This window comes from Burkholderia aenigmatica (assembly GCF_048627025.1).
Classification (GTDB): Bacteria; Pseudomonadota; Gammaproteobacteria; order Burkholderiales; family Burkholderiaceae; genus Burkholderia; species Burkholderia aenigmatica.
The window spans coordinates 2925423-2937885 of record NZ_CP184468.1 but is presented as its reverse complement, the minus strand read 5'-3'; the positions used below and the strand labels follow the sequence as shown (position 1 = coordinate 2937885).

General features: G+C 67.1%; 14 protein-coding genes. 6 read left to right on the top strand and 8 right to left on the bottom strand.

Translation table 11 applies throughout. The annotated features are described in order from the left end of the window. Positions 1-201 precede the first annotated feature (201 nt). Positions 202-693: a Cys-tRNA(Pro) deacylase gene (gene ybaK / locus ACN8ZM_RS13775; protein WP_420210143.1), complete on the top strand. Its 492-nt coding sequence runs from the start codon at positions 202-204 to the stop codon at positions 691-693. A gap of 108 nt (positions 694-801) precedes the next feature. Further along, positions 802-1440 (top strand): glycerol-3-phosphate 1-O-acyltransferase PlsY, encoded by a 639-nt coding sequence (gene plsY / locus ACN8ZM_RS13770; protein WP_043190071.1) that lies wholly within the window; start codon positions 802-804, stop codon positions 1438-1440. Positions 1441-1519: 79 nt separating this feature from the next. Here the strand turns inward: plsY and ACN8ZM_RS13765 are convergent, their stop codons facing one another. Then, positions 1520-2005, bottom strand: a complete 486-nt coding sequence (locus tag ACN8ZM_RS13765; RefSeq protein WP_043190069.1) for a YajQ family cyclic di-GMP-binding protein — start codon at positions 2003-2005, stop codon at positions 1520-1522. A 137-nt stretch (positions 2006-2142) separates the two neighbouring features. Here ACN8ZM_RS13765 and murB point away from each other — a divergent pair, with 137 nt between their 5' ends. Then, positions 2143-3192 (top strand): UDP-N-acetylmuramate dehydrogenase, encoded by a 1050-nt coding sequence (gene murB / locus ACN8ZM_RS13760; RefSeq protein WP_420210142.1) that lies wholly within the window; start codon positions 2143-2145, stop codon positions 3190-3192. A gap of 90 nt (positions 3193-3282) precedes the next feature. On the opposite strand, the gene argF is transcribed toward murB, so the two are convergent. Beyond that, on the bottom strand, positions 3283-4212 hold the full coding sequence (gene argF / locus ACN8ZM_RS13755) for an ornithine carbamoyltransferase (protein WP_043190066.1): 930 nt from the start codon (positions 4210-4212) through the stop codon (positions 3283-3285). Positions 4213-4626: 414 nt separating this feature from the next. On the opposite strand from argF, the gene ACN8ZM_RS13750 reads away from it, so the two are divergent. Beyond that, a complete protein-coding gene (locus tag ACN8ZM_RS13750; RefSeq protein ID WP_043190063.1) occupies positions 4627-4947 on the top strand; it encodes a DUF3579 domain-containing protein in 321 nt (106 codons plus the stop codon). 153 nt (positions 4948-5100) lie between these two features. Here the strand turns inward: ACN8ZM_RS13750 and rpsT are convergent, their stop codons facing one another. Beyond that, positions 5101-5373 (bottom strand): 30S ribosomal protein S20, encoded by a 273-nt coding sequence (rpsT, locus tag ACN8ZM_RS13745; protein WP_011352994.1) that lies wholly within the window; start codon positions 5371-5373, stop codon positions 5101-5103. A 304-nt stretch (positions 5374-5677) separates the two neighbouring features. Here rpsT and murJ point away from each other — a divergent pair, with 304 nt between their 5' ends. Next, positions 5678-7228 carry a murein biosynthesis integral membrane protein MurJ gene (gene murJ / locus ACN8ZM_RS13740; RefSeq protein WP_089451171.1) on the top strand — a complete coding sequence of 517 codons (1551 nt, stop codon included), beginning with the start codon at positions 5678-5680 and terminating at the stop codon, positions 7226-7228. Positions 7229-7236: 8 nt separating this feature from the next. Then, positions 7237-8079 carry a SirB1 family protein gene (locus tag ACN8ZM_RS13735; RefSeq protein ID WP_043190258.1) on the top strand — a complete coding sequence of 281 codons (843 nt, stop codon included), beginning with the start codon at positions 7237-7239 and terminating at the stop codon, positions 8077-8079. A 65-nt stretch (positions 8080-8144) separates the two neighbouring features. Here ACN8ZM_RS13735 and ACN8ZM_RS13730 read toward each other — a convergent pair whose 3' ends face one another. From ACN8ZM_RS13730 to lpxK, 5 genes are all read right to left on the bottom strand, one after another. Further along, positions 8145-8903, bottom strand: coding sequence for a 3-hydroxyacyl-CoA dehydrogenase (locus ACN8ZM_RS13730; protein WP_089451170.1), 759 nt, complete (start codon positions 8901-8903; stop codon positions 8145-8147). Between the two features lie 380 nt (positions 8904-9283). Then, complete coding sequence (adk, locus tag ACN8ZM_RS13725) at positions 9284-9946, bottom strand: adenylate kinase (RefSeq protein WP_043190056.1); 663 nt, start codon at positions 9944-9946, stop codon at positions 9284-9286. Positions 9947-10154: 208 nt separating this feature from the next. After that, a complete protein-coding gene (gene kdsB, locus ACN8ZM_RS13720) occupies positions 10155-10946 on the bottom strand; it encodes a 3-deoxy-manno-octulosonate cytidylyltransferase (RefSeq protein WP_059665170.1) in 792 nt (263 codons plus the stop codon). Between the two features lie 110 nt (positions 10947-11056). Further along, positions 11057-11251, bottom strand: a complete 195-nt coding sequence (locus ACN8ZM_RS13715) for a Trm112 family protein (RefSeq protein WP_010090898.1) — start codon at positions 11249-11251, stop codon at positions 11057-11059. Next, positions 11232-12260, bottom strand: coding sequence for a tetraacyldisaccharide 4'-kinase (lpxK, locus tag ACN8ZM_RS13710; RefSeq protein WP_420210141.1), 1029 nt, complete (start codon positions 12258-12260; stop codon positions 11232-11234). Before lpxK ends, ACN8ZM_RS13715 begins: the two co-directional genes overlap by 20 nt. Between the last annotated feature and the right edge of the window lie 203 nt (positions 12261-12463).

Below are 12463 nucleotides of genomic sequence, written 5' to 3'. Positions count from 1 at the left end.
AACGATCGTGCCATGACAGCACGCGCGCCACAATCGGCCATTCGGGCAATAGCGCTTCGCGATGTCCGCAATGATGATGGACGGAATCGTTGCGGCGACGCAGCGGGCCGCCCGGTGAAAAACGGGCCGCGAGTATACCGCCGGCGTGGGCGCGAGCGTGCCATTGCGCGCCCGACGGTCGTTCACCATTAAAATGCCATCATGAGCAAATCCAAGCATGTGTCCGAAACCCCTGCAACCCAATTGCTGCGCCGCAACGGCATTGCGTTCGGCGAGCATCCGTACGACTACGTCGAGCACGGCGGCACTGGCGAATCGGCGCGCCAGCTCGGCGTCGACGAGCACAGCGTCGTGAAGACGCTCGTGATGGAAGATGAGCATGCGAAGCCGCTGATCGTGCTGATGCACGGCGACCGCACCGTATCGACGAAGAACCTCGCGCGGCAGATCGGCGTGAAGCGCGTCGAGCCGTGCAAGCCCGAGGTCGCGAACCGCCATTCCGGCTATCTCGTCGGCGGCACGTCGCCGTTCGGCACGCGCAAGGCGATGCCTGTCTACGTCGAGGCAACGATCCTCGAGCTGCCGACGATCTACCTGAACGGCGGCCGTCGCGGCTACCTCGTCAGTCTCGCGCCGGCGGTGCTCACGTCAGTGCTCGGCGCGCAGCCCGTGCAGTGCGCGAGCGTCGACTGAGGGTTTCACCTTCGTGGCAGGCCGCGCGCGTTCGGTAGAATGGGCGCCGTTTCGGCCTGCCACGCGCAGCCGTCCCTTTACCGATACGTTGAAAGAAGAGTCCTCCGCATGCAGATCCTGCTCGCCGCCCTCATTGCCTACCTGATCGGTTCGGTGTCGTTTGCCGTCGTCGTCAGTGGCGCGATGGGCCTGGCCGACCCGCGTTCGTACGGGTCGAAGAATCCCGGCGCGACCAACGTGCTGCGCAGCGGCAACAAGAAGGCCGCGATCCTGACGCTCGTCGGCGACGCGTTCAAGGGCTGGATTGCCGTCTGGCTCGCGCGGCACTTCGGCCTGCCCGAGGTTGCGGTCGCCTGGGTCGCGATCGCCGTGTTCCTCGGCCACCTGTACCCGGTGTTCTTCCGCTTCCAGGGCGGCAAGGGCGTCGCGACCGCGGCCGGCGTGCTGCTCGCCGTGCACCCGGTGCTCGGGCTCGCGACCGCGCTGACCTGGCTGATCGTCGCGTTCTTCTTCCGCTATTCGTCGCTCGCGGCGCTGGTGGCGGCCGTGTTCGCACCGGTGTTCGACGTGTTCCTGTTCGGCACGGGCCACAACCCGGTCGCGTGGGCCGTGCTGGCGATGAGCGTGCTACTCGTGTGGCGTCACCGCGGCAACATTTCGAAGCTGCTGGCGGGGCAGGAGAGCCGGATCGGCGACAAGAAGAAGGCGGCCGCGGACGGCGGCGCGCAGGGCGGCGGGAAGGCCTGAGGAGGCGCGGCGCTTGCCGCATGCCGGGCGCGCCGCGTATGCGGAGCCCGGCAGGATGACGTGACGGATCGTCTGGCGATCAGTCGCGGAAGTTGTTGAAGTCGAGCGGCGTGTCGGTCACGTCCTTGCGCAGCATCGCGATCACGCTTTGCAGGTCGTCGCGCTTCGTGCCGTTCACGCGCACCGCGTCGCCCTGGATGCTCGCCTGCACCTTGATCTTGCTGTCCTTCACGAGGCGCACGATCTTCTTCGCGAGATCGCCGGTCACGCCTTTCTTCACGGTGACGATCTGCTTGACCTTGTCGCCGCCGATCTTCTCGACCTTGCCGTAGTCGAGGAAGCGCACGTCGACGTTGCGCTTGGCCAGCTTGCTGATCAGCACGTCCTTGACCTGGCCGAGCTTGAAATCGTCATCGGCGAACAGCGTCAGCTCGCGCTCCTTTTGCTCGACGCGCGCGTCGGAGCCCTTGAAGTCGAAGCGCGTCGAAATTTCCTTGTTCGACTGCTCGATGGCATTCTTCACTTCAATCATGTTCGCTTCGGAAACGACGTCGAACGATGGCATGGCATTCCTCCCTTGAGATGCGGGCACCCGGCTCGCGCGCGGGCACTCGCTATAATTGCGGACTGTTTGCCATTTTACCGATGCCCCTCCGTTTGCCCAAGGCCGGCCATGCGCCCCCCGGGCGGACGTGACCGCGAATGCCGATGCCTCCTGACGATTCCGCCCTGCCGCTGCTTCCCGACCATCCGCTCACCGCGCACAACACGTTCGGCATCGCCGCGACCGCGCGCTTTGCCGCGCGCGTCACGCATGCGTCGCAGTTCGAGGCGCTCCACCGCGACCCGCGCATCGCGAACCTGCCGCAGCTCGTACTCGGCGGCGGCAGCAACGTCGTGTTCACGCGCGATTTCGAAGGTGTCGTGCTGCTCGACGAGATCGCGGGCCGTCGCGTCGTGCGCGAGGACGACGACGCGTGGTACGTCGAGGCCGGCGGCGGCGAGAACTGGCACGGATTCGTCGCCTGGACGCTCGAGCACGGGATGCCGGGCCTCGAGAACCTCGCGCTGATTCCGGGCACGGTCGGTGCCGCGCCGATCCAGAACATCGGCGCATACGGCCTCGAGATGAAGGCGTATTTCGACTCGCTGGTCGCGGTCGAGCTGGCGACGGGTCGCAGCGAGCACTTTGACGCCGCGCGCTGCGCGTTCGGCTATCGCGACAGCTTTTTCAAGCGGGAAGGGCGCGGCCGGTTCGCGATCGTATCGGTGACGTTCCGGCTGCCGAAGCAATGGGCGCCGCGGCTCGGCTACGCGGACGTCACGCGCGAACTCGACACGCACGGCATCGCACCCGAGGCGGCCACGCCGCGCGACGTGTTCGACGCGGTCGTCGCGATCCGCCGCGCGAAGCTGCCCGATCCGCTCGTGCTCGGCAACGCGGGCAGTTTCTTCAAGAATCCGGTGATCGATGCCGCGCAGTTCGACGCGCTGCGCGCTCGCGCGCCCGAGGTCGTGTCGTATCCGCAGCCGGACGGGCAGGTCAAGCTCGCGGCCGGCTGGCTGATCGACCGCTGCGGCTGGAAGGGGCGCGCGCTGGGCGCGGCGGCCGTGCACGACCGCCAGGCGCTCGTGCTCGTCAATCGCGGCGGCGCGACGGGCGCCGACGTGCTCGCGCTGGCGCGGGCGATCCAGGCCGACGTGCGTGCGCAATTCGGCGTCGAGCTCGAGCCGGAACCGGTCTGCCTGTAACACGGGTTTCACGCAGCGTTTCGCGCGCCCAAACAAAAAGCGCCGATCGACGATCGGCGCTTTTTTCATGGATTGCCCGGTGCCGGCGCGTCAGTGCTTGAGGCGGCCGAGCAGCAGGAACTCCATCAGTGCCTTCTGCACGTGCAGGCGGTTTTCCGCTTCGTCCCACACGACGCTCTGTGGGCCGTCGATCACGCCGGCCGTCACTTCCTCGCCGCGGTGGGCGGGCAGGCAGTGCATGAAGAGGGCGTCCGGATTCGCGTGGCCCATCATTTCCTCGTCGACGCACCAGTCGGCGAACGCCTGCATGCGGGCCTCGTTCTCGGCCTCGAAGCCCATGCTCGTCCACACGTCGGTGGTGACGAGGTCGGCGCCCTTGCAGGCTTCGTTCGGATCGTCGAACACCTCGTAGAACGGTGCGCTGTCGGGCGACACGAGCTTCATGTCGAGCGCGTAGCCGGGCGGTGTGGACAGGCGCAGCTTGAAGCCGAGGATCTGCGCGGCTTCGATCCACGTGTAGAGCATGTTGTTCGCATCGCCGACCCACGCGACGGTCTTGCCGGCGATCGGGCCGCGGTGCTCGTAGTACGTGAAGATGTCGGCGAGCACCTGGCACGGGTGGTACTCGTTCGTCAGGCCGTTGATCACCGGTACGCGGGAATTGTCCGCGAAACGCTTGATGACCTCCTGCTCGAACGTGCGGATCATGATGATGTCGACCATCCGCGAGATGACCTGCGCGGAATCCTCGACGGGTTCGCCGCGGCCGAGCTGCGTGTCGCGCGTGCTCATGAAGACGGCATGGCCGCCGAGCTGGAAGATCCCGGCCTCGAACGACAGGCGCGTGCGCGTCGAGCTCTTCTCGAAGATCATCGCGAGCGTGCGGTCGTGCAGCGGGTGGTAGGTCTCGTAGTTCTTGAACTTGCGCTTCAGGATACCCGTGCGCTCCAGCACGTACTCGTAGTCTTCCAGCGAGAAATCCTTGAACTGCAGGTAGTGACGAATGGTTTTGGCGGTCATGAAGCAGGATACGGCGGGATGTCACCCGGCAGCGAGGCCGGACGGCGCCGCCGTCGGGTGTGGATAACTCAAAGCAGCATAAAGGATTTTCTGTGCTTTGACGAGCCGTGGAGAGAAGCGGGGCACGATCGCCGCACGCGGCTGGCGGTGCAGGAGGAGGGGTGTCGGGACGGCGCGCGATGGCGCGCTGCGGTATAATTCGAAAGTTTTCTCCAGCCCGGCAGGCAAGCCTCCTCGCGCTCTGCCGGACACAAGCCGTGCGCTGCACAAATTCGGTGCAGTCTACCGGCGGCGCGCGTCGACGTCCCGTTTTCGGGATATCGGAATGCTCGTGCCGCCGTCCGTTTCAGCTTTGTGTTCGCGTATCCAGGCGCCGTTGCCTGGACATCGCCGGGCCGTCACTTGGGTAACCACATGGCTGAAACCCCTCCGACCGAATTCTTCATCCAGGGCATCACGAAAGACGGGAAAAAGTTTCGCCCGAGCGACTGGTCGGAACGTCTGGCCGGTGTGATGGCCTGCTTCGGGCCGGGGGCGAGCGGGCGGAACGCGCGTCTCCAGTATTCGCTCTACGTGCGTCCGACGATGCTCGGCGACCTGAAATGCGTGATCCTCGATTCCCGGCTGCGCGACGTCGAGCCGATGGCGTTCGATTTCGTGCTGAATTTCGCGAAGGACAACAACCTCGTCGTCACCGAGGCGTGCGAACTGCCGGACTACAGCGAGAAGAAGTAAGCAGCGGACGGGCGGGGGCGCGCGCAGCGCCGGGCCCCGGTTGTTCGCCTGCATCGTTGCCGATCTCGGCGACACAGGCAAAAAAGCCCGCCTAGGCGGGCTTTTTTGCGATCGCAGGAAACAGGAACGCCCGCGGAAGCGGGCGCGCCGGATTTACGCTGCTGCCTGCAGGCCTTTGACGGCTGCGGCGAGGCGGCTCTTGCTGCGAGCGGCCTTGTTCTTGTGAACGATCTTCTTGTCAGCGATCGTGTCGATCGTCTTCACGGCAGCCTTGAACAGATCGGCAGCCTTTGCTTGATCGCCGGCGTCGACAGCCTTGCGAACAGCCTTGATCGCGGTACGGAATTTCGAGCGCAGCGCCGAGTTGTGCGAATTTGCCTTCGCGGCCTGGCGGGCGCGCTTGCGTGCTTGTGCGGAGTTAGCCATGACGGTTCCTTATCCTGTCCTGTTTCCAGAGCTTGGAGCCTAGACGGCCAAGCGCTGCTTTTCGATCCGTCCCCTGAGAGCGATTGCCCAGGGGCGCATAAAAAACGGTGATTTTAACCGAGGCCGGGACATGAAAACGGCAGTTGCCGTGCATGTACGAGCCCAGAAACCGGCGATTATAGCAACAAAATCAAGCGAGTGGCAAGTTCCACGTGACATCTGCCGGACGGGGCGCCATCGGCGTGCGTGCTTTTCGGCATCGGCCGCTGGCCGGGTCGCGCAACGTCCGTATAATAAGCGCCCCATGAATCTATTCCGAGCCCTGCTGACGGTCAGCGGCTTCACGCTGCTGTCGCGCGTGACCGGACTGGCCCGCGAGACACTGATCGCCCGTGCGTTCGGTGCCAGTCAATACACCGACGCGTTCTACGTCGCCTTCCGTATCCCGAACCTGCTGCGCCGCCTGTCTGCCGAAGGCGCGTTCTCGCAGGCGTTCGTGCCGATCCTCGCCGAGTTCAAGAACCAGCAGGGGCACGACGCGACGAAAGCGCTCGTCGACGCGATGTCGACCGTGCTCGCGTGGGCGCTTGCCGTGCTGTCGGTTTTCGGGATCGTCGGCGCGTCGTGGGTCGTGTTCGCGGTCGCGTCCGGCCTGCACACCGACGGGCAGGCGTTTCCGCTCGCGGTCACGATGACGCGGATCATGTTCCCGTACATCGTGTTCATCTCGCTGACGACGCTCGCCTCCGGCGTGCTGAACACGTACAAGAGCTTCTCGTTGCCCGCGTTCGCGCCGGTGCTGCTCAACGTCGCGTTCATCTCCGCGGCCGTGTTCGTCGCGCCGCACCTGAAGGTGCCGGTGTTCGCGCTCGCATGGGCCGTGATCGTCGGCGGCGTGCTGCAGTTCCTCGTGCAGCTGCCGGGCCTGAAGAAGATCGACATGGTGCCGCTGATCGGCTTCAACCCGGTGCGCGCGCTGCGCCACCCGGGCGTGAAGCGCGTGCTCGCGAAGATGGTGCCCGCGACGTTCGCAGTGTCGGTCGCGCAACTGTCGCTGATCATCAACACCAATATTGCGTCGCGGCTCGGGCAGGGCGCCGTGTCGTGGATCAACTACGCCGACCGCCTGATGGAATTCCCGACGGCGCTACTCGGCGTCGCGCTCGGCACGATCCTGCTGCCGAGCCTGTCGAAGGCGCACGTCGACGCCGATTCGCATGAGTATTCGGCGCTGCTCGACTGGGGGCTGCGCGTCACGTTCCTGCTCGCGGCACCGAGCGCGCTCGCGCTGTTCTTCTTCGCGACGCCGCTCACCGCGACCCTCTTCAATTACGGCAAGTTCGATGCGCATACCGTCACGATGGTCGCGCGCGCGCTGGCGACCTACGGGATCGGCCTCGTCGGCATCATCCTGATCAAGATCCTCGCGCCAGGCTTCTACGCGAAGCAGGACATCAAGACACCCGTGAAGATCGCGATCGGCGTGCTGATCGTCACGCAGATCTCGAACTACGTGTTCGTGCCGCTGATCGGCCACGCGGGCCTGACGCTGAGCATCGGCGTCGGCGCGTGCCTGAACTCGCTGCTGCTGTTCATCGGGCTGCGCAAGCGCGGCATCTACCAGCCGTCGCCGGGCTGGCTGCGCTTCTTCGTGCAGCTGATCGGTGCGGCGCTCGTGCTCGCGGGCCTGATGCACTGGCTGTCGATCAGCTTCGACTGGACCGGGATGCGCGCGCAGCCGCTCGATCGCATCGCGCTGATGGCCGCGTGCCTCGTGCTGTTCGCTGCACTATATTTCGGTATGTTGTGGGTGATGGGCTTCAAATACGCTTATTTCAGAAGGCGCGCCAAGTGACGACCGCAATGACCCGCGTCCTCGACTACTTCAGCACGCTCGTGGCGGACGACGACAGCCTGCCCGTCACGGAAGCGGCGCTGTCGCTGGCGCAGGACGCGTATCCCGACCTCGACCTGCAGGGCACGCTGGCCGAACTCGACATGCTGGCGGCGCGGCTGCGCCGGCGGTTCGCCGACGATACGGACCTGAAGGGCCGCGTCGCCGCGCTGAACGATTTCTTCTTCCGCGAGCTCGGCTTCGCGTGCAACCACAACGATTACTACGACCCCGATAACAGCCACCTGAACGCCGTGCTGAAGCGGCGGCGCGGGATTCCGATCTCGCTGTCGGTGCTGTACCTGGAACTCGCCGAGCAGATCGGCGTGCCGGCGCGGGGCGTATCGTTCCCCGGCCATTTCCTGCTGCGCGTCACGCTGCCGGACGGCGACCTGATCATCGATCCGGCCAACGGTCATTCGTTGTCTGAAGCGGAGATGGTCGAGATGCTCGAGCCGTACGTCGCGCGTGCGGCCGGTGCGGTCGACAGCGCGTTGCGCGCGCTGCTGCAGCCGGCGACGAGCCGCGAGATCATCGCGCGGATGCTGCGCAACCTGAAGACGATCTATCTTCAGACGGAACGCTGGCAGCGGCTGCTCGCGGTGCAGCAGCGGCTCGTGATCCTGTTGCCCGAGCACCTCGACGAAGTCCGCGACCGCGGTTTTGCGTATGCGCGGCTCGATTACCTGCGGCCCGCGCTCGAGGATCTCGAGCAGTATCTCGGCGAGCGGCCGGACGCGGACGACGCCACCGTCGTCGAGTCGCAGGTGACCGAATTGCGGCAGCGGATGCAGCGCGACGGCGAAGACTGAGCCGCCGCGGTGCTTTGCCGGCACCCTGAATGAAAAACGCCCGCGCTGCGGGCGTTTTTTTGTGCTTATTTCGGCTGCATCCGGATCGCGCCGTCGAGGCGGATCACTTCGCCGTTGAGCATCGGATTCTCGACGATCTGGCGCACCAGCAGCGCATATTCGGCTGGTTTGCCGAGCCGCGGCGGGAACGGCACCATCGCGCCGAGCGCGTCCTGCACGTCCTGCGGCATGCCGAGCAGCATCGGCGTCTCGAACAGGCCGGGCGCGATCGTCATCACGCGGATGCCGCTGCGCGACAGGTCGCGCGCGATCGGCAGCGTCATGCCCGCGACGCCGGCTTTCGATGCCGCGTACGCGGCCTGGCCGATCTGTCCGTCGAATGCGGCGACCGACGCGGTACTCACGATCACGCCGCGCTCGCCATCCGCGGTCGGCGCGGTGGCGGCCATCGCAACGGCTGCGAGCCGGATCATGTTGAACGTGCCGACGAGGTTCACGTTGATCGTCTTCGCGAACACGTCGAGCGGATGTGCGCCGTCCTTGCCGACGGTCTTCGCGGCGGGCGCGATGCCGGCACAGTTCACGAGGCCGCGCAGCGTGCCCGCGCGCGTTGCCGCGTCGACGGCTGCCTGCGCGTCGGTCTCGCTCGACACGTCGCAATGGACGAAGAGGCCGCCCAGTTCGGTCGCGAGCGCCGTGCCCGCCGCGTCGTTCAAGTCGGCGAGCACGACCGTGCCGCCTGCCTGCGCGAGCATCCGCGCCGTGCCGGCGCCGAGGCCCGATGCGCCGCCCGTGATCAGAAATACGTTGCCGCGAATTTCCATGACTGTCTCCGGTGTCGACCGCCCTTGGCGCTTTAGCGCCTAGGGAGGTCCCATGCAAGGCGGTCGACCGCCCTTGGCGCTTTAGCGCCTAGGGAGGTCCCATGCAAGGCGGTCGACCGCCCTTGGCGCTTTAGCGCCCAGGGAGGTCCCATGCAAAGCGGTCGACCGCCCCCTGGCGCTTCGATGCCTGTTGCGGTTCCGCGCAAAGCCGTTGCCTGGTTCGATGCCGCCCGATTGGTTGAAATGCCGGCACGTCCGGCACTCGACCGATTGTACGGGGCACTCTCCGGCGGCGGCGAGACCTGAACGGTCGTGCGAATTCCGCCCGGGCAAAAAAAAGCCGCCCGGAAAGGGCGGCTCGCGGGTGCGCGACGCGCGGCTTACTTCAGTGCGCCAAACGCGCGCTCACGGATCTCGTCGACGCCGCCGAGGCCCGAGATCTTGCGATACTGCGGGGCCTTCAGGCCGTTTTCCTCGCCGCGTTGCGCCCAGTCGCCGTAGTACGTGATCAGCGGCTTGGTCTGCGCTTCGTACACTTCGAGACGCTTCTTGACGGTTTCTTCCTTGTCGTCGTCGCGCTGGATCAGCGGTTCGCCCGTCACGTCGTCATGGCCTTCGACCTTCGGCGGGTTGAACTTGACGTGGTACGTGCGGCCCGATGCCGGGTGCGTGCGGCGGCCGCTCATGCGCTCGATGATTTCCGAGAACGGTACGTCGATCTCGAGCACGTAGTCGATCGCGACGCCGGCTTCCTTCATCGCGTCAGCCTGCGCGATCGTGCGCGGGAAACCGTCGAACAGATAGCCGTTCGCGCAGTCGGATTCCTTCAGGCGCTCCTTGACGAGGCCGATGATCAGCGCGTCCGGCACGAGCTTGCCGGCGTCCATGTAGCCCTTCGCCTCGACGCCGAGCGGCGTGCCAGCCTTCACGGCCGCGCGCAGCATGTCGCCCGTCGAGATTTGCGGGATGCCGAACTTTTCCTTGATGAAGTTTGCCTGGGTGCCCTTTCCCGCGCCGGGCGCGCCCAACAGGATCAAACGCATGGTGATATCTCCAGTATGTAGATTCGTGTGGCGAGACGCAAAAAGCGCCGGCGACGGCGTGCGCGGGGCTTGCCTGGCGCGTGGCGGACCGGTCTGATGCGGCGCGTCGGGTTGAGCGACGCGCGGCTGCCGGCAGGGCCGCGGGCGGGGTCAAGCGAGGACGCGCTGGTCGCGGACGGCTCGCACAATCGCCTGATTATGCCACGGGTTATTTTGATCCCGGCTGAAAAAGGGCCTGCACGCGTGCGAGATCGGCCGGCGTGTCGATTCCGGCTTCGGGCGCGGACTCGGTGATCAGCACTGCGATACGCTCGCCGTGCCACAGCGCGCGCAACTGTTCGAGCTGCTCGGCCTGTTCGATCGGCGCCTGCGCAAGCGTCGGATACGTGCGCAGGAAACGCGCGCGATACGCATAGAGGCCGATGTGCCGGTAGACCGGGAAAGCCGGCGCAGGCATGGCCGCGACGTCGGGCCAGTGCGGCTGGTACGCGTCCCGGCTCCACGGAATCGGCGCGCGCGAGAAGTACAGCGCGACGCTCTGCGCGTCGAGCGCGACCTTCACGACGTTCGGGTTGAACACGTCGGCCGCGTCGTGGATCGGGTGGGCGGCCGTCGCAATCGCGCAGGCCGGATGCGCGGCGAGGTGCGACGCTACGTCGCGCACGAGCACGGGGTCAATCAGCGGCTCGTCGCCCTGCACGTTGACGACGACGGTGTCGTCGCTCCACCCGAACGTCGCCGCGACTTCCGCGAGCCGGTCGGTGCCCGACGGATGGTCGGCACGCGTCAGCACCGCTTCGAAGCCGTGATCGCGCGCCGCATCGAGCACGCTCTGCGCGTCGGACGCGACCAGCACCTGCTGCGCGCCCGCTTCGCGCGCGCGCTCGGCGACGCGCACGACCATCGGCTTGCCGCCGAGATCGGCGAGCGGCTTGTTCGGGAGCCGCGTCGACGCGAGCCGGGCGGGAATGACGGCGATGAAGGGTTGCGGGTGAGTCATCGGGGAAGCGCGGTGAGAAGAGCGGAGCGGGCGGCGCGTCTGGCGCGGGTCGCCCGGCGGGGTTCGGCCCTGGCCGCGGACGGGCCGCGGCTCGGGCCGGGGTCGGCAGCTTAGCGGCCGGCCGGGTCGACCGGTGTGCCTTCGACGGTCTGGCGCGCTTCGTCGACCAGCATCACGGGGATGCCGTCGCGGATCGGGTAGGCGAGCTTGTCCGCATTGCAGATCAGCTCCTGCGCGGCACGGTCATAGTGGAGCGGGCCTTTGCAGATAGGGCACACAAGGATTTCAAGCAGGCGAGCGTCCACGGAGTTTCTCCACAACGAGGGCAATGAGGCGAGGATCGAGCGCGGCTTCGACGGGGACCACCCACAGCCGAGCGTCGCGCCAGGAAGCGCCCAATTTTACTGCATCCTTCTCGGTGATCAGGATCGCATCGACGGCGTCGTCGACGAACGGATTGTCGGCGAACGCGTAGTGGTCGGGCAGCGCGCGCGTCGCGGGCGCGAGTCCGGCCGCGCGCAGCGTCGCGAAGAAGCGTTCCGGCGCGCCGATGCCGGCCGCGGCGAGCACGCGCTCGTGCGCGAATTGCGACAGCGGGCGGCGCAGCGCGGGCTGGTCGAGGTGCCACGCGGCGCCCGGCGTGAGCGCGAGCGCATAGGTATCGGGCCACGGCGGCAGCGCGCCGCTGTACGGATCGTTGACGAGCGTGGCGTCGCGGTGCCGCGACAGCGGCTCGCGCAACGGCCCGGCCGGCAGCAGGAAGCCGTTGCCGCCGAGCCGATGGTCGAACACGACGAGCTCGACCGTGCGCGCGAGGCGGTAGTGCTGCAGGCCGTCGTCGCTGACGATCACGTCGACGTCCGGATGCGCGGCGCGCAGCGCCTGCGCGGCCGCGACGCGATCGGGGCAGACCCAGACGGGCGCGCCGGTGCGGCGCGCGATCAGGAGCGGTTCGTCGCCGCCCGCGCTGGCGCGCGACGCGGGTGTGACGGCGGTCGGCGCCTTTACGTTCGCGCCGTAGCCGCGCGACACGATGCCGGGCGTGAAGCCGGCCGCGCGCAATGCGTCGACGAGCGCGATCACGGTCGGCGTCTTGCCGGTGCCGCCGACGGTCACGTTGCCGACCACGACGACGGGCACGCCGACGTCGACCGGCTGCTTCCAGCCCTGCGTGTAGGCGGTGCGGCGCAGCGCCGCGCACAGGCCGAACACGCACGCGAACGGCGTGAGCGCCCACGCGAGTGCGCCGCGGCGCTGCCATTCGCGCGTCAGGCGCGCTTCGAGCCGGGCGAGCGGGCCGTCGGGCGCGCTCATCGGGCCGGGCGCGGCATGTCGTGCGCCGCGGCGTGGGACGGATTCGTCAAGGCGGATTCTCCGTTGGGCGGCGCATGCCGCGGGGTCTGCGGAAGGCGGCACTCTAGCGCGCCGCAGGCGGGCGCGGCAAGCGTGACCGGCCGACGCAGCGCGCGGGGACGGATCGCGACGGCTTGTGGATAACTCTGTGAAGAACCCCCCGT

Bases quoted from the DNA above. Each gene is read 5' to 3' on its own strand.
- argF (WP_043190066.1), bottom strand. From the start codon at position 4,212: ATGACCGCCAAAACCATTCGTCACTACCTGCAGTTCAAGGATTTCTCG.
- ACN8ZM_RS13750 (WP_043190063.1), top strand. From the start codon at position 4,627: ATGGCTGAAACCCCTCCGACCGAATTCTTCATCCAGGGCATCACGAAA.
- kdsB (WP_059665170.1), bottom strand. From the start codon at position 10,946: ATGACTCACCCGCAACCCTTCATCGCCGTCATTCCCGCCCGGCTCGCG.
- ACN8ZM_RS13730 (WP_089451170.1), bottom strand. From the start codon at position 8,903: ATGGAAATTCGCGGCAACGTATTTCTGATCACGGGCGGCGCATCGGGC.
- murB (WP_420210142.1), top strand. From the start codon at position 2,143: ATGCCGATGCCTCCTGACGATTCCGCCCTGCCGCTGCTTCCCGACCAT.
- ACN8ZM_RS13735 (WP_043190258.1), top strand. From the start codon at position 7,237: ATGACCCGCGTCCTCGACTACTTCAGCACGCTCGTGGCGGACGACGAC.
- lpxK (WP_420210141.1), bottom strand. From the start codon at position 12,260: ATGAGCGCGCCCGACGGCCCGCTCGCCCGGCTCGAAGCGCGCCTGACG.
- plsY (WP_043190071.1), top strand. From the start codon at position 802: ATGCAGATCCTGCTCGCCGCCCTCATTGCCTACCTGATCGGTTCGGTG.
- murJ (WP_089451171.1), top strand. From the start codon at position 5,678: ATGAATCTATTCCGAGCCCTGCTGACGGTCAGCGGCTTCACGCTGCTG.
- adk (WP_043190056.1), bottom strand. From the start codon at position 9,946: ATGCGTTTGATCCTGTTGGGCGCGCCCGGCGCGGGAAAGGGCACCCAG.
- ACN8ZM_RS13765 (WP_043190069.1), bottom strand. From the start codon at position 2,005: ATGCCATCGTTCGACGTCGTTTCCGAAGCGAACATGATTGAAGTGAAG.
- ybaK (WP_420210143.1), top strand. From the start codon at position 202: ATGAGCAAATCCAAGCATGTGTCCGAAACCCCTGCAACCCAATTGCTG.
- rpsT (WP_011352994.1), bottom strand. From the start codon at position 5,373: ATGGCTAACTCCGCACAAGCACGCAAGCGCGCCCGCCAGGCCGCGAAG.